The organism is Achromobacter sp. HZ01 (assembly GCF_003267925.1).
Taxonomy (GTDB): domain Bacteria; phylum Pseudomonadota; class Gammaproteobacteria; order Burkholderiales; family Burkholderiaceae_B; genus Achromobacter; species Achromobacter pulmonis_A.
Map to the genome: position 1 here is coordinate 381,774 of NZ_LWKV01000001.1, position 13,462 is coordinate 395,235.

Below are 13,462 nucleotides of genomic sequence, written 5' to 3' on the forward strand. Positions count from 1 at the left end.
CCGGGCCGCCATGCCTGCTTCGTTTCCGGTTCTGGTGCAGCCCGCGGGGCTGCGTTTCGATGCGCCCGCCGGCACGCCGCTGCTGCTGGCGGCGCAGGCGGCGGGCGTCAAGCTGCCCAGTTCGTGCCGCAACGGCACCTGCCGCGCGTGCATGTGCCTGATGCTGGAAGGCGAGGTGATGTACGGCATCGAATGGCCGGGCCTGTCGCGCGACGAAAAGGAAGAGGGCTGGATACTGCCCTGTGTGGCGCAGGCCGTGTCGGCGCTGGAAATCCAGTCGCCGCAGGCCGCGCCCATCGAGGATGCGCCGCCACCACCGCCGCGCCCGCTGACCGGGGCGCGCCGCTAAGGCGCGCCCACCGCCAGCAGGGCGGCGGCCATGCCGCCCGCCATGCCTACGGCCATCGCCGCGAACGGCGCCGCGCCCAGCGGCAAGGCCAGGGCCATGCCCAACTGCGCGCCGGCCACCATGCCCACGACCATCGGCAGCATGCAGGCCAGCCGCGCCGCGAACGCCGGCGCGCCCGGCCAGGGCGCCAGCGCCGCGGCCGCCATGGCCAGCGTGCTGACCGGCATCAGCGCGGCGTGGCGCCACGCCATTTCCGCCAGGTTGCCGGGGGCCGCGCAGGCGCTGGCCAGCACGGCGGCCGGCGTGCGCAGCGTGTCCAGCCACAGGCCGGCGGCCATGGCCGCCGTGCAGGCCAGCCATGCCAGGGCCGGCGCGCCGCCTTCAGCCGCAGGCGTGGCAGGCCTGCGCGGCGTCGTCGTAGCGGTCATGGTGGCGCACCCAGTCGCCCAGGTTGAAGTGCGGCCCGTTTTCGTTGCGTCCCAGCGGCGCCAGCTCCAGGTAGTTGTAGGCGCCCGCCAGCCGTTCCACGCCGCGGTCGAAGGCCGAGTAGGTGTGGAAGATCTCGCCGTCCGGGTCGAGGAAGAAGGCGCTGGCGCCGGGACGGTCCTCGATCGCGCCGTCGGGGGTGCGCAGCGAGGCGCCCAGGTCGAGATTGAAGTCGTCGCCCTGCGACGAATACCAGTCGAAACGCCAGCCCATGCGCCGCTTGAACGCGGCCAGGCTGGCGTAGGGCGCGCGCGACACGGCGGCCACCGTGACGTCGTGCTGGCGCAGGTGCATCAGCGCGCCTTCCATGTGATCGGCCAGGAACGAACAGCCCACGCAGCCTTCCTCCCATTCGGGGGCGTACATGAAGTGGTAGACGATGAGCTGGCTTCTGCCCTGGAACAGCCCGGCCAGGTCCAGCACGCCGTCCGGACCCTCGAAGCGGTACGGCTTGCTTACGCGGACCCAGGGCAGGGCCAGGCGCTCGCGCGCCAGCGCGTCCTGCGCCCGGGTCAGTTCTTTCTCGCGGCGCAGCAGCGCTTCGCGCGCGGCGTTCCATTGCGCCTGGGATACGACAGGATGATCGGTTTGCATCTGTGGCTCCTCTGGGGTGGGGCGGACGGCGCTCAGGCCGCGTCCGCCAGGTGGCCCGCCAGCCGGTCCATGGCGCCGGACCAGCCATGCTCGTGGCTGTCGCGGGTGGCCGGGTCGACGAACGGGGTCTGCAGGAAGGCGAGTTCGGTGCCGCCGCCTGCGGGCGTGAATTCCAGCGTGATGAGCGAGACCTCGGCCGGCGTGTCGCGCCAGGCCCAGGTGAAGACCAGCCGGCGCTGCGGCTCCACGACACGGTAGCTGCCGCTAGCGTGGTGCTCCAGCCCGTCTTCGGTGGCGAACCCGACCAGGTAGGCGCCGCCTACCCGGACGTCGGTTTCGGCCACCAGCACCCGCCGGGTCTCGGCGGGGCCGAACCAGCGCATCAGCGCTTGCGGGTCCGTCCAGGCGCGCCAGACGCGCTCGACCGGGGCGTCGAAGCGCCGCCGGAGCCGGAGTTCGATGGGGGCGTCGGCTTGTGGGGTGTCTCGGTTTTGCATGGGTGGATTTCCTCCTCGTGATAGAGGTAGCGCGCCAGCGAATCGAGCTGTCCGCTCCAGAACTTCTCGTAGCGGGCCAGCCAGTCGCTTGCCGTGCGCATCGGCTCGGGCGACAGGGTGCAGTTCACCACGCGGCCGTCCTTGGCGCGCGCGATCAGGCCGGCGTCTTCCAGCACCCGCAGATGCTTCAGGAAGGCGGGCAGGGACATGGCGTGCGGCCGCGCCAGGTCGCTGACCGAGGCCGCGCCCTGCTGCAGATCGGCCAGCACGCGGCGCCGGGTGGAATCGGCCAAGGCGGCAAAGATGCCGTCCAGCGTGTCTTCGTCAAAGTTAACCATAAGGTTAAGTGTCTAGCCGCCGCCGTCCGGCTGTCAAGCGGAAATTCGCGCCGGCGGCCTCGCGCTAGGGATCACCCCAATGGCATGGCCTTCCAGACGCATTACCATTTGCCCAAATATGTACTTTGATGAAAATGTACATATTCAAGCTGCCGCCCGTGCTGCGGGCGGTCCAGGTTCTCTACCCAGGGCAGGAGGTGCAGGCATGGCAAAGCAGATATTCGTGGCGTTCGGCGTCGACGTGGACGCGGTGAGCGGCTGGCTGGGCTCGTACGGCGGCGAAGATTCCCCCGACGACATTTCGCGCGGCATGTTCGCGGGCGAGGTCGGCTCGCCGCGGCTGCTCAAGCTGTTCAAGAAATACGGGCTGACCACGACCTGGTTCATCCCCGGCCATTCGGCCGAAACCTTCCCCGACCAGATGAAGGCGGTGGTCGACGCCGGGCACGAGGTCGGCATACACGGCTACAGCCATGAGAATCCCATCGCCATGACGCCGGAGCAGGAAGAGGCGGTGCTGGACAAAAGCATCGAGGTCATCACCCGACTGGCGGGCAGGGCGCCCACCGGCTACGTCGCGCCGTGGTGGGAATTCAGCCCCATCACCAACGAGCTGCTGGTCAAGAAGGGCATCAAGTACGACCACAGCCTGATGCACAACGACTTCCATCCCTACTACGTGCGCGTGGGCGACGCCTGGACCAAGATCGACTATTCCCGCCATCCCGACACCTGGATGAAGCCGCTGCAGCGGGGCCGCGAGACGTCGCTGGTCGAGATCCCGGCCAACTGGTACCTGGACGACCTGCCGCCGATGATGTTCATCAAAAAGGCGCCCAACAGCCACGGCTTCGTCAACCCGCGCGACATCGAGCAGATGTGGCGCGACCAGTTCGACTGGGTCTACCGCGAGCACGACTACGCGGTGTTTCCGATCACGCTGCATCCCGACGTGTCCGGCCGGCCCCAGGTGCTGCTGATGCTGGAACGGCTGATCGAACACTTCCAGAAGCACGACGGCGTGCGCTTCGCGACCTGCGACCAGATCGCCGACGACTTCCTGCGCCGCCAGCCGCGCAGCTGACCGATTCTTCCCGGGCCGTCCCGGCCCCTACTTTCCGCAGGCCGACCCCATGGATACCCTCGATTCCGCGCGCAGCGCCTCGGCGCTATGGACGCCGCCCGCCGTCACCAAGCAGCAAGTCAACTACGCCACCTGGGTGTGCTTTTTCGCCTGGGTTTTCGCTGTCTATGATTTCATCCTGTTCGGCACGCTGCTGCCGCAGCTGGGCGAGTATTTCCAATGGAGCGCCGAGCGCCTGGCCAGTCTCAACACCTGGGTCACCGTGGGCACGGCGCTGGTGGCGTTCGGCCTGGGACCGGTCACCGACCGTCTCGGCCGGCGCAAGGGCATCATCATCGCGGTGGCCGGCGCCGCCATCTGCTCGGGCCTGACGGCGCTGGCGGGCTGGATCATCGGCCTGTCGGCGGGGCTGGGCTTTCTGCTGCTGATCCTGGTGCGTTCGCTGGCGGGGCTGGGCTATGCCGAGCAGAGCATCAACGCCACCTACCTGACCGAGCTGTTCGCGGTGGCGCACGCCGATCCCGCGGCCCGCAAGCGTCGCGGCTTCATCTATTCGCTGGTGCAGGGCGGCTGGCCGATAGGCGCGGTGCTGACGGCGGCGCTGGTGGCCGTGCTGTATCCGCTGGGCGAGCGCTGGTTCGGACAGGGCGGCGGCTGGGGCCTGTCCTTCGTGTTCGCGACTTTTCCCGCGGTCGTCATCGTGATCCTGGGCCGCAGGCTGGTCGAGACCCCGCAGTTCCTCACGGCCCGGCGCATCGCCGAACTGCGCGCCCGGGGCGAGGGGGAACAGGCGCAAGCCCTGGCCGCGGCCCACGGCCTGGACGCCGGCGGCGGGCACCAGCAGGGCGTGGCGGCGATCTTCAAAGGCGCGTCGCTGCGCCCGACGCTGACCCTGTCGCTGGGCTTTTTCCTGAACTGGTTCGCCATCGTGCTGTTCGCGGTGCTGGGCACGTCGGTGCTGGGCGGCTCGGGCGGCACGCCCGGCAAGGGCGTGGACTTCTCCAACGCGCTGCAAGTGCTGATCGTGTCCAACCTGGCGGGCTTCCTGGGCTATCTGTTCCACGGCTGGCTGGGCGACCGCATCGGGCGGCGCAACGCCGTGGCCATCGGCTGGATTCTGGGCGGGCTGGCGTTCTACGCCATGCTGCAGGCGCCGCAGGGCGATTTCTGGAGCATCGTGCCGCTGTACTCGCTGGGCCTGTTCTTTCTTATCGGCCCCTACGCGGCGGTGCTGTTCCTGATCGGCGAGAGCTTCCCCAACCAGATCCGGGCGACGGCCGGCTCCTTCGTCAACGCGCTCGGGCAGGTGGGGGCCATCGTGGCCGGCTTCGGCAGCACGTACACGCTGTCCAGCGGCGCGGACTGGATCGAGGCGGCGCTGTACTGGGGCGCCATCCCGTGCTTCCTGTCCGGCATCGTCATGGTGCTGGTCCCGCACGTGGACCCCAGCACCGTCAAATAGGAGGTTGCCATGTCCGGATACGACAAAGCGGCGCTGGTCACCGGCGCGGCCAGCGGCATCGGCCAGGCCCTGGCGCTGGCCTACGCGCAGGCCGGCGTGGCGGTAGCCGGCGGCTACCTGCCCGGCGACGTTCACGATCCCTCGGCGACGGCGGCCCTGGTGGAGGCGGCCGGCGGCCAGTGCCTGATGCTGCCGGTGGACGTGACCCAGGCCGGCCAGGTCGAGGCGTTCGCCGCGCGCGCGGCCGGGCATTACGGGCGGCTGGATTACGCGGTGGCCAACGCCGGCCTGCTCAGGCAGGCCGCGCTCGCCGACATGAGCGACGCGCAATGGACCGAGATGATGGACGTGGACCTGGGCGGGGTGATGCGCGTGTTCCGGGCGGCGGCCCGGCACATGCGCGACGGCGGGGCGATGGTGGCGGTCTCGTCCATCGCCGGCGGCGTGTACGGCTGGCAGCAGCACGTGCATTACGCGGCGGCCAAGGCCGGCGTGCCCGGCCTGTGCCGCGCCGTGGCCATGGAGCTGGCGCCGCGCGGCATCCGCTGCAATGCGGTCATTCCGGGCCTGGTCGAGACGCCGCAGTCGCTGGACCCGGTCAATTCCCTGGGGCCGGAAGGCCTGGCGCGCGCGGCCGCCGGCATACCGCTGGGGCGCGTGGGCAGCGCCCGCGAGATCGCGCTGCTGATCCGCTTCCTGACCAGCGACGACGCTTCCTACATCACCGGGCAGTCCGTGATCGCCGACGGCGGGCTGACGGTGCGCTGGCCGGGGCTGCAAACCTGAAAGAGGCACTCATGATGCATACGAACGTTCTGGAGAACCGGCGCGCCGTGGTGACGGGCGCCGGCAGCGGCATCGGCGCGGCCATCGCGCTGGCCTATGCGCGGGCGGGCGCCGCGCTGCTGCTGGCCGACCTGGACGGCGCGCGGGCCGAGGCGGTCGCGGCGCGCTGCCGCGAGGCCGGCGCGCGCGCCGTGGCGCAGGCCGCCGACGTCAGCGACGAGCTGGCCGCCGCGCGCGCCATCGATGCCTGCGTGCACGCCTACGGCGGCATCGACGTGCTGGTGAACAACGCCGGCATCCTGACGCAGTCGCTGTGCGCCGACATGCCGGCGGCGATGTGGGACGAGATGATGCGCGTGGACCTGCGCAGCGTATTCCTGTGCTCGCGCCGGGCGCTGCCGCACATGACGGCGCAGCGCTGGGGGCGCATCGTCAACGTCGCTTCGCAGCTGGGCATCAAGGGCGGCGCGGAGCTGAGTCACTACGCGGCGGCCAAGGCGGGCGTCATTGGCTTCACCAAGTCGCTGGCGCTGGAAGCGGCGCCGGCCAACGTGCTGGTCAACGCCATCGCGCCCGGCCCGATCGAGACGCCGCTGGTCGACGGCATCAGCGAGAGCTGGAAAAAGCAGAAGGCCGCCGGCCTGCCGCTGGGTCGCTTCGGCCGCCCCGAGGAGGTCGCGCCCAGCGCGGTGCTGCTGGCGTCCGACCCCGGCGGCAATCTCTACGTCGGCCAGGTGCTGGGGCCGAACTCCGGCGACGTCATGCCCTGAAAGGAGGCGACCATGTGCGGCATCTGCGGTTTGCTGCAAGGCACGGCCCACTGGAGCCGCGCCGACGTCCCGCCCGAGCAGTCGCGGCGCGAACGCCTGCTTCAGGCGGCCCAGGCCAACCGGCTGCTGGCGCTGTTCCGCCTGGAGCTGCGCGACCTGCACGGGCAGTCCTATCTGCTGTCCGGCCCGACCGGCGCGAGCGTGCTGCTGCCCGACCTGGGCGGGCTGTGGGCGGCGGCCGAACTGCTGCTGGGTCGCCGCCTCGATCCGCTGGACATGCCCTGGCCGCAAGCCGTCCGGGAGGCCGATCATGGCGCGGGCTGACGCGGACACGCTGCCGGCGGGCGTGCTGACCGGCTTTCTGGGCGCGGGCAAGACCACGCTGCTGCAACGCTGGCTGCGCGGCGGCGAACGCGGCGAGACCGCGGTGCTGATCAACGAATTCGGCGCCGTGGGCCTGGACCACCTGCTGGTCGGCGCCGTCGATTCCGACACCTTGCTGCTGGAGAACGGCTGTATCTGCTGCTCCATCCGCGGCGAGCTCGACAGCGCGCTGGTCCGGCTGCACCAGCGCCGCCTGCGCGGCGAACTGCCGCCGTTCAAGCGCGTGGTGATCGAAACCACCGGCCTGGCCGCGCCCGGGCCGGTGCTGGCCACGCTGCTGGCCAGCCGCCGCTTCCATCCCGCGTTCGTCGCCACCGTGGTCGACGCGATGAGCGCGGCGGACCAGCGCCGGCGCTACGCGGAATGGACGGCGCAGGTGGCGGCGGCCGACACGCTGTGGCTGAGCAAGACCGACCTGGCCGGCACGGACGAGGTGGCCGCGCTGCACGCGCAACTGGCGCGGCTCAACCCGATGGCGCGGCGCATCGACCTGGGCGCGCCCGCGGACGACGCGCCCGACGGCTGGCTGGCCGCCGGCGCCGACGGCCCGGCGGCGGACCCCGCGCAATGGCTGCGCCGGGTCGGCGCGGCAGGCCGCGGCCCGCGCGGCGGCGCGGCGGCGGCCGACGGCGCCAGCGCCTTCTGCCTGAGCTTCGACGGGCCCTTGCGCTGGGCCGTGCTGACGCTGTGGCTGACGCTCCTGATGCATCGCCACGCCGACCGCATCCTGCGCCTGAAGGGCTTGCTGGAGGTGATTCCCGAAGGCGGTGGACCGGCGCGCGCCGTGGTCCTGCACGGCATGGGCCACCTGATGCACCCGCCGCGGCACCTGGACGCGTGGCCGGGCGCCGACCGCCGCTCGCGGCTGGTGTTCATCACCCGCGGCCTGGACGAGGGCGCCGTGACAAAGTCCTGGCGCGAGTTCGAGCATTTCTACACAATGGCCGGGCAGGATAGCCATTCATGTTCTCGATAGGTGCGCCATGGTCAGCCCGCAAGGCATATCGGTAAAGGCCCGTGAGCGGCGGGCGCTGCGCGTGCTGGGCACGTCGGTGACGCTGCTGGAATCGCTGCGCCGCGGCGCCGAGGAGGATCTGGGCATTCCCATCGAATACCAGGTGCTCAACGGGTTCGACGCCCAGCGCCAGGCCGTGATCGAACCCGGCAGCTTCGACGTGTACGACCAGTGGTTCCACAGCATCGACTATCTGTGGCCGACCGGCGCGCTGCAGGCCATCGACACCGATCGCATCGCGCGCTGGGACGAGATCAACGCGCTGCCGCGCACCGGCCGCCTGACGCCGGGCGCGCCCTACGGGCAGGGCTGCAATCCGGTGACGCGCCTGTACGTGCAGGCCGACAGCACCCTGGCCGACACGCCCAGCCGCCGGATCAGCATGCTGCCGCTGACGCACAACGCCGACAGCTTCGCCTACCTGCCGGCCGAACTGTCCCGGCTGATCGGCGACGCCCCGGAAAGCTGGTCCTGGCTGGTTTCGCCGCGCTGCACCGGGCGCGTCGCGCTGCAGGCCGACGCCGCCATCGGCGCGCTCGACGCGGCGCTGGCGCTGCAGGCCAGCGGCGAAATGCGGTTCGGCGACATCGGCAATCTCAGCATCGAAGAGATCGACGGCATGATCGAGCTGCTGATCGCCAAGAAGAAGGCCGGCCTGTTCGCCGGCTTCTGGGACGATTGCGCCGAGGCCGCGAGCCTGATGGCGCGCAGGCGCGTGGCCATACAGAGCCATTGGTCGCCGTCGGCCGACGACTACGCCAGCGCGGGCCTGGCCTGCCGCATCGCCAGTCCGGCCGAGGGCTATCGCGCCTGGTATGGCGGGCTGGGCATTTCCAGCCGGCTGCAAGGGCCCAAGCTGGAGGACGCCTACCGCTACCTGAACTGGTGGCTGTCGGGCCGCGCGGGCGCGGTGATGGCGCGCCAGGGCTTCTACATCTCCAACCCCGACCGCGCCCGCGCCTATCTCAGCCAGGCCGAATGGGACTACTGGTACGGCGGCCTGCCGGCCCGCGAGGACCTGCCGGGCACGGGTGGTAATATCCTCGTGCGCCGCGGCAGCGTCCGCGACGGCGGTTCGTATGAGCAGCGCATGAGCCGTGTGGCGGTATGGAACACCGTCATGGACGAGCACAATTACCTGGTCCGCAAATGGGCCGACTTCATGCGTACAGATTGAATCCCGGCCCGCAAGCTGGCCGGCCGCGCCACGACGATGAAAAGAGCACCGCGCCAGTCGCCCGTCCAGGATTCCGGCCTGCCCGCCGAGGCCGCGCCGCCGCCCGAGCCGGGGCCGCGCGAGCTGCGCTATGACGTGATCCGCAACCGCCTGCGCCAGGCCATCCTCGATGGCCGCGTGGCCGCCGGTCTGGTGCTGCTGGAAGGGCCGGTCGCGAAGGTGTTCGGCACCAGCCGCGTGCCGGTGCGCAAGGCCTTCGAAATGCTGCACGAAGAGAACCTGCTGCGCAAATTCCAGGGCCGCGGCTATCTGGTCGCGCCGCCCGGCGAGCAGCCCGCGCCGCGGCGCCTGCCCATCGACGAGGCCGCGCTGGGGCTGGACACCCCCGACGCCACCATCCGCATTCCCTCCGAGAGCGAGCGCATCTACGGCCAGCTGGAGCAGGCCATTTCCACCTGTGTGGTGTTCGGCCATTTCCGCATCGACGAGGCCCGCGCCACCGAGCATTTCCGCGCCAACCGCGCCGCCGTGCGCGAGGCGCTGGGCCGGCTGGTGGACCGCGGGCTGGTCGAAAAAAGCGTGTATTCCTCGTGGCGCGCCGGCCCGCTGACCGCGCGCGCCATCTTCCAGGATTTCGAACTGCGGCTGCTGCTGGCGCCGCAGGCGCTGCGCCTGAGCGCGCCGCAGCTGGACCCGGCGCTGCCGGCGGCGCTGCGGCGCGAACTGGCCTCGCCGTCGCTGGACCTGGAAGGCCTGCTGCGGGTCGAGCGCGCCATACACGTGGACTGCCTGGCGCATCACCAGAACACCAAGCTGCTGCGCATTCTGACGCGCTGCGAACTGCCGCTGATCGTGAACCAGCTCTTCTGCCGCATGTTCCGCCAGCCCGTCAATCCGGCGGTGGCGGCCGAGTACGCGCGCATCGTCGATTGCCTGTGCGAGGCGCGCTTCGACCAAGCGGCCGAGGCGCTGGCGGACCATCTGCGCGCGGCCAGCAAGCGCGCGCCCTCGCAGCTGAAGGCGTTGGCCGTGCTGCCCGAACCGCCCCTGCCGGACTACGTGGTGCGCATTACCTGAGGCGGCACGCCGGCGCTCAGGCGTGCCGGTGCATGGCCGACGCGTGCTTGGTGTCGCGCATGCTCGCATACACCAGCAGGGACAGCAGGATGATGCCCGCCAGGTAGTAGTAGAACCATTCCTCGTGCCCCTGCTGCTTGAAGAAGAGCGCGATGGCCGGCGCCGTGCCGCCGAAGATGGACACCGTTATCGCGTACGGCACGGCCACGCCGGTGGCGCGCACGTTGGTGGGGAACAGCTCGGCCTTGACCACGGCGTTGATGGACGTATAGCCCGCCGTGAAAATCCAGGCGCCGCAGATCAGCAGGAAGGCGATGAACGGCGAGCTGGTATGCGACAGCGTCATCAGGATGGGCACGGTGAGCGCCGCGCCGGCCACGCCGAAGAAGATCAGCAGCGGCTTGCGCCCGATGCGGTCGGACAGGGCGCCGTACAGCGGCTGCAGGAACAGCGCGAAGATCAGCGAGCCGGCGATGATGTAGGTGGTGACGATGTCGCTGAACCCCGAGGTCTGGCGCACGAAGGTTTGCATGTAGGTGGTGAAGGTATAGAAGGCCGCGGTGCCGCCGGCGGTCAGGCCCACCACGATCGCCACCTCGCGCGGGTACTGCAGCAGGCCGCGCAGCGAACTGGTCTGCGGTTTCGGGGCCTTGCTGGCTTCCTTGTACGAATCGGTCTCGGGCATGTCGCGCCGCATGACCGCGGTGATGATGGCGAGCATGGCGCCGATCACGAAGGGAATGCGCCAGCCCCATTCCAGCAGCTGTTCGTGCGTGAGGAACACGTTCTGCAGGAGCAGCAGCACCAGGATCGCGCAGAGCTGGCCGCCGATCAGCGTGACGTACTGGAAGCTGGAATAGAAGCCGCGGTGCTCGGGATCCGCGATCTCGGTCAGGTAGGTGGCGCTGGCGCCGTACTCGCCGCCCAGGCTCAGGCCCTCGACCACGCGCGCCAGCGCCAGCAGGGCCGGCGCGGCCAGGCCGATGGTGGCGTAGGTGGGAGTGACCGCGATGATCAGCGAGCCCACGCACATCATCCCCACCGAGACCATGAGCGACAGCCGCCGCCCGTGGCGGTCGGCCAGATGGCCGAACAGCCAGCCGCCCAGCGGGCGCACGATGAAGCCCGCCGCGAACAGCGTGGCGGCGTTCAGCTGCTGGACCACCGGGTCGTGGGAAGGGAAGAAGGCGGGGGCGAAGTACAGGGCGAAGGCGGTGTAGGCGTAGAAGTCGTACCACTCCACCAGATTGCCCATGGAGCCGACGAAAATGGCCTTGATGCGGCGCCGGGCGTCGGGCATGTCGAGATATGCGTGCGTCATATCCGTTCTCCTGCTGGCTGTCGGAAGCGCCGGCCATGCGAGCGCGGCCCGGGCCTGCGCCGCCGCCGATGGATCGCTCCAAGGCCTTATGTTGCGCTCGTCGGCGCGGAAATGCACCCCCTGCGATGGTTTTCAGTTTTCCGTCAGCGGACGTGCGGCTTGACGGCTTCGCAGGTGGCGGCGCCGTCGGCGCTGCGGGTGTCCTGGCCCAGCAGGGCGCGTGCGCCGCATTCCGAGCCGAACATGCCGGCGTGGTCGTGGCCGACGCCGGCGACCTGGTAGGCGCGCCGGTGCAGCGTGACGGGCCGGGCGCCGCGGGCGGCCAGCTGGTATTCGTACTGGACGTAGCCCATGCCGCGCGCGAGGCGGGTCGCGCCCTGGGCCTCGGCGCCGCAGGTCTTGTCGAGCAGGCGGTCTTCGGGATTGTTGTCCGCCGCGCCCAGCAGGTAGGTCACGTCGCGCGCCGCGTAGCGCACGAACAGCCGCGATTCGTCGGTTTCGCGGGCATAGGGCGGCAGCCGGTCCGGGCCGTACTTGTACTGGTTGTAGGTCGGGCAGATGCCGCGCTCGTACGGCGCATAGCCCTTGCCGTCGGGGCGCGGGCGCTCGTTGGTCAGGTACAGGTAGGACGAAGGATTGGCGATCACGTAGCGCAGCGCCACGCCGCCGCGGCGCAGCGGGCCGTCGATGTTGTTCAGCACCGCGTAGCGCTGCACCAGCTGCGCGCCGGCCGAATGGCCGGCCAGCACGATGCCCGCCAGGGCCGGCAGGCGCTCGTCGTCGTCCAGGCTGCGCAGCAGGTCGTCGAGCACCTGGAACGCGCTGACCGGCGCGGGCCGGCCGGCGGCCTGCACGCTGTCGGCGCCTTCCTCCCAGCTCGCCTTGCGCCAGGCCGCCATGCCGGCGTATCCCGAATCGATCGCGCCCGTGTAGCGCGGCGCCAGGATCAGCGTGTCGCGCGCCCGCGCCGGATTGCGCGCGAGCAGCTGCTCCACGGTTTGGTAGTAATGGTCGGCGTCGCGCTTGACGCCGTGGACGACGATGACGACCTGCTTGATATCGCGCAGGTCGTCGCGGTCGAGCCGGCGGTTGGCGTAGACCGGCATCCTGTACCGCTGCCCGGGCTTGCCCAGCTCCAGCGGCTGCCAGCGCAAGGGCGCCGCGCGCTTGGGCACGGGCACGGGTTCGTCGTAGTCGTAGGGGGGCGGCAGCGGCGTCTGGGCATGGGCCGCCAGGGGCGCCAGACAGGCCGTCAGCGCCAGCAGCGCGGCCAGGCCTTGCGCCGCGCCGAAGGCGGCGCGGCCCGGCGGCGCCGGACGGATGTGGGAAGCGGGTGCGCGGCGCACGGCGCAGCGGGCGTTCAGCAGCCTTCTTGGCCCAGGAGCTGCTTGAGCGCCGGCAGGTCCAGGATGCGTACTTCGCGCTGGTTGATCTTGATGAGGCCGTCGCGCGCGAAGCGCGAGAACAGCCGGCTGACCGTCTCCAGGGTCAGGCCGAGATAATTGCCGATTTCTTCGCGGCTCATGCGCAGCACGAACTCGGTGGACGAATAGCCCAGCGAGGCGTAGCGCTGCGACAGGTTGAGCAGGAACGCGGCCAGGCGCTGCTCGGAGCGCATCGAGCCCAGCGAGGCCAGCATCTGGTGGGAGCGGTTGATTTCGCGGCTCATCAGGCGGCGGAACTGCTGCTGCAGCGAGGGCAGGTGCGCCGCGACGCGGTCGATGTCGGCCAGGCGGATGACGCAGACCTCGGAGTCTTCCAGCGCCACCGCGGTCGAGACGTGCTTGCCGTCGAGCATGCCGTCCATGCCGACGATTTCGCCGGGCAGGTGAAAACCGGTGACCTGGATCTGGCCGGTGGCGTCTTCCAGCTGCGTCTTGAGGCTGCCGAAGCGCACGCTGTAGACGGCGTCCAGCGGATGGTTCAGCGAGTAAAGCGATTTGCCCTTTTCAAGGCGCACGCGCTCCTTGACCAATTCGTCCAGCTTTTCCACTTCGGCGGCTGCCATGCCGACCGGCACGCACACGTGCCCCAGCATGCAAGTGGAACAGTGGGCGGCATCAGGGGCAACGGGGACCCGTTTTTGCATATGATGACCTTTGTAGTGCCCATAGATCGGGTT

The 13,462-nt window shown here is 70.2% G+C and carries 16 protein-coding genes; 9 read left to right on the top strand and 7 right to left on the bottom strand.

The window, feature by feature from the left end; all coding sequences use genetic code 11:
• Positions 1-10 precede the first annotated feature (10 nt).
• Positions 11-349 carry a 2Fe-2S iron-sulfur cluster-binding protein gene (locus tag A6B37_RS01790; RefSeq protein WP_102772251.1) on the top strand — a complete coding sequence of 113 codons (339 nt, stop codon included), beginning with the start codon at positions 11-13 and terminating at the stop codon, positions 347-349.
• Here A6B37_RS01790 and A6B37_RS01795 read toward each other — a convergent pair.
• The 4 genes from A6B37_RS01795 to A6B37_RS01810 are packed head-to-tail and all read right to left on the bottom strand — an operon-like array spanning position 346 to position 2,264.
• Entirely contained in the window at positions 346-777 is a 432-nt protein-coding gene (locus A6B37_RS01795) for a hypothetical protein (protein ID WP_246842349.1), read from the bottom strand. The two genes, A6B37_RS01790 and A6B37_RS01795, sit on opposite strands and share 4 nt — an antisense overlap.
• Positions 731-1,429 carry a DUF899 domain-containing protein gene (locus A6B37_RS01800; protein WP_111824745.1) on the bottom strand — a complete coding sequence of 233 codons (699 nt, stop codon included), beginning with the start codon at positions 1,427-1,429 and terminating at the stop codon, positions 731-733. The genes A6B37_RS01795 and A6B37_RS01800 overlap by 47 nt, the downstream gene beginning before the upstream one ends.
• Positions 1,430-1,461: 32 nt before the next feature.
• Complete coding sequence (locus A6B37_RS01805; RefSeq protein ID WP_146747987.1) at positions 1,462-1,926, bottom strand: SRPBCC domain-containing protein; 465 nt, start codon at positions 1,924-1,926, stop codon at positions 1,462-1,464.
• The gene (locus A6B37_RS01810; protein WP_111824746.1) at positions 1,812-2,264 is read right to left on the bottom strand and encodes a metalloregulator ArsR/SmtB family transcription factor; all 453 of its coding nucleotides are present in this window, start codon (positions 2,262-2,264) and stop codon (positions 1,812-1,814) included. The genes A6B37_RS01805 and A6B37_RS01810 overlap by 115 nt, the downstream gene beginning before the upstream one ends.
• Before the next feature lie 205 nt (positions 2,265-2,469).
• Between A6B37_RS01810 and A6B37_RS01815 the strand changes: the two genes are divergently transcribed.
• From A6B37_RS01815 to A6B37_RS01850, 8 genes are read left to right on the top strand one after another with little or no spacing between them, the layout of a single operon-like run.
• Positions 2,470-3,348 carry a polysaccharide deacetylase gene (locus A6B37_RS01815; RefSeq protein ID WP_102772247.1) on the top strand — a complete coding sequence of 293 codons (879 nt, stop codon included), beginning with the start codon at positions 2,470-2,472 and terminating at the stop codon, positions 3,346-3,348.
• A gap of 49 nt (positions 3,349-3,397) precedes the next feature.
• The gene (locus tag A6B37_RS01820; RefSeq protein ID WP_102772246.1) at positions 3,398-4,810 is read left to right on the top strand and encodes an MFS transporter; all 1,413 of its coding nucleotides are present in this window, start codon (positions 3,398-3,400) and stop codon (positions 4,808-4,810) included.
• Positions 4,811-4,819: 9 nt separating this feature from the next.
• Positions 4,820-5,596 (top strand): SDR family NAD(P)-dependent oxidoreductase, encoded by a 777-nt coding sequence (locus A6B37_RS01825; RefSeq protein WP_111824747.1) that lies wholly within the window; start codon positions 4,820-4,822, stop codon positions 5,594-5,596.
• Between the two features lie 14 nt (positions 5,597-5,610).
• Entirely contained in the window at positions 5,611-6,366 is a 756-nt protein-coding gene (locus tag A6B37_RS01830; RefSeq protein WP_209165346.1) for an SDR family NAD(P)-dependent oxidoreductase, read from the top strand.
• A gap of 12 nt (positions 6,367-6,378) precedes the next feature.
• Entirely contained in the window at positions 6,379-6,690 is a 312-nt protein-coding gene (locus A6B37_RS01835; protein WP_102772242.1) for a hypothetical protein, read from the top strand.
• A complete protein-coding gene (locus A6B37_RS01840) occupies positions 6,677-7,726 on the top strand; it encodes a GTP-binding protein (protein WP_111824748.1) in 1,050 nt (349 codons plus the stop codon). Before A6B37_RS01835 ends, A6B37_RS01840 begins: the two co-directional genes overlap by 14 nt.
• Before the next feature lie 7 nt (positions 7,727-7,733).
• The gene (locus tag A6B37_RS01845) at positions 7,734-8,942 is read left to right on the top strand and encodes an extracellular solute-binding protein (RefSeq protein ID WP_111824749.1); all 1,209 of its coding nucleotides are present in this window, start codon (positions 7,734-7,736) and stop codon (positions 8,940-8,942) included.
• A 36-nt stretch (positions 8,943-8,978) separates the two neighbouring features.
• Entirely contained in the window at positions 8,979-10,019 is a 1,041-nt protein-coding gene (locus tag A6B37_RS01850; RefSeq protein WP_102772239.1) for a GntR family transcriptional regulator, read from the top strand.
• A gap of 16 nt (positions 10,020-10,035) precedes the next feature.
• Here A6B37_RS01850 and A6B37_RS01855 read toward each other — a convergent pair whose 3' ends face one another.
• The 3 genes from A6B37_RS01855 to A6B37_RS01865 all read right to left on the bottom strand — a co-directional run bounded on the left by A6B37_RS01855 (position 10,036) and on the right by A6B37_RS01865 (position 13,429).
• Positions 10,036-11,340 (bottom strand): MFS transporter, encoded by a 1,305-nt coding sequence (locus tag A6B37_RS01855; RefSeq protein WP_102772238.1) that lies wholly within the window; start codon positions 11,338-11,340, stop codon positions 10,036-10,038.
• A 143-nt stretch (positions 11,341-11,483) separates the two neighbouring features.
• On the bottom strand, positions 11,484-12,584 hold the full coding sequence (locus A6B37_RS01860) for a hypothetical protein (RefSeq protein WP_246842413.1): 1,101 nt from the start codon (positions 12,582-12,584) through the stop codon (positions 11,484-11,486).
• A gap of 116 nt (positions 12,585-12,700) precedes the next feature.
• Entirely contained in the window at positions 12,701-13,429 is a 729-nt protein-coding gene (locus tag A6B37_RS01865; protein WP_102772236.1) for a helix-turn-helix domain-containing protein, read from the bottom strand.
• Positions 13,430-13,462: the final 33 nt, after the last annotated feature.

Coding starts and splice junctions, on each gene's coding strand:
- A6B37_RS01840 (WP_111824748.1), top strand. CDS start 6,677: ATGGCGCGGGCTGACGCGGACACGCTGCCGGCGGGCGTGCTGACCGGC.
- A6B37_RS01845 (WP_111824749.1), top strand. CDS start 7,734: ATGGTCAGCCCGCAAGGCATATCGGTAAAGGCCCGTGAGCGGCGGGCG.
- A6B37_RS01795 (WP_246842349.1), bottom strand. CDS start 777: ATGACCGCTACGACGACGCCGCGCAGGCCTGCCACGCCTGCGGCTGAA.
- A6B37_RS01815 (WP_102772247.1), top strand. CDS start 2,470: ATGGCAAAGCAGATATTCGTGGCGTTCGGCGTCGACGTGGACGCGGTG.
- A6B37_RS01855 (WP_102772238.1), bottom strand. CDS start 11,340: ATGACGCACGCATATCTCGACATGCCCGACGCCCGGCGCCGCATCAAG.
- A6B37_RS01835 (WP_102772242.1), top strand. CDS start 6,379: ATGTGCGGCATCTGCGGTTTGCTGCAAGGCACGGCCCACTGGAGCCGC.
- A6B37_RS01790 (WP_102772251.1), top strand. CDS start 11: ATGCCTGCTTCGTTTCCGGTTCTGGTGCAGCCCGCGGGGCTGCGTTTC.
- A6B37_RS01830 (WP_209165346.1), top strand. CDS start 5,611: ATGCATACGAACGTTCTGGAGAACCGGCGCGCCGTGGTGACGGGCGCC.
- A6B37_RS01820 (WP_102772246.1), top strand. CDS start 3,398: ATGGATACCCTCGATTCCGCGCGCAGCGCCTCGGCGCTATGGACGCCG.
- A6B37_RS01850 (WP_102772239.1), top strand. CDS start 8,979: ATGAAAAGAGCACCGCGCCAGTCGCCCGTCCAGGATTCCGGCCTGCCC.
- A6B37_RS01865 (WP_102772236.1), bottom strand. CDS start 13,429: ATGCAAAAACGGGTCCCCGTTGCCCCTGATGCCGCCCACTGTTCCACT.
- A6B37_RS01825 (WP_111824747.1), top strand. CDS start 4,820: ATGTCCGGATACGACAAAGCGGCGCTGGTCACCGGCGCGGCCAGCGGC.
- A6B37_RS01810 (WP_111824746.1), bottom strand. CDS start 2,264: ATGGTTAACTTTGACGAAGACACGCTGGACGGCATCTTTGCCGCCTTG.
- A6B37_RS01805 (WP_146747987.1), bottom strand. CDS start 1,926: ATGCAAAACCGAGACACCCCACAAGCCGACGCCCCCATCGAACTCCGG.
- A6B37_RS01800 (WP_111824745.1), bottom strand. CDS start 1,429: ATGCAAACCGATCATCCTGTCGTATCCCAGGCGCAATGGAACGCCGCG.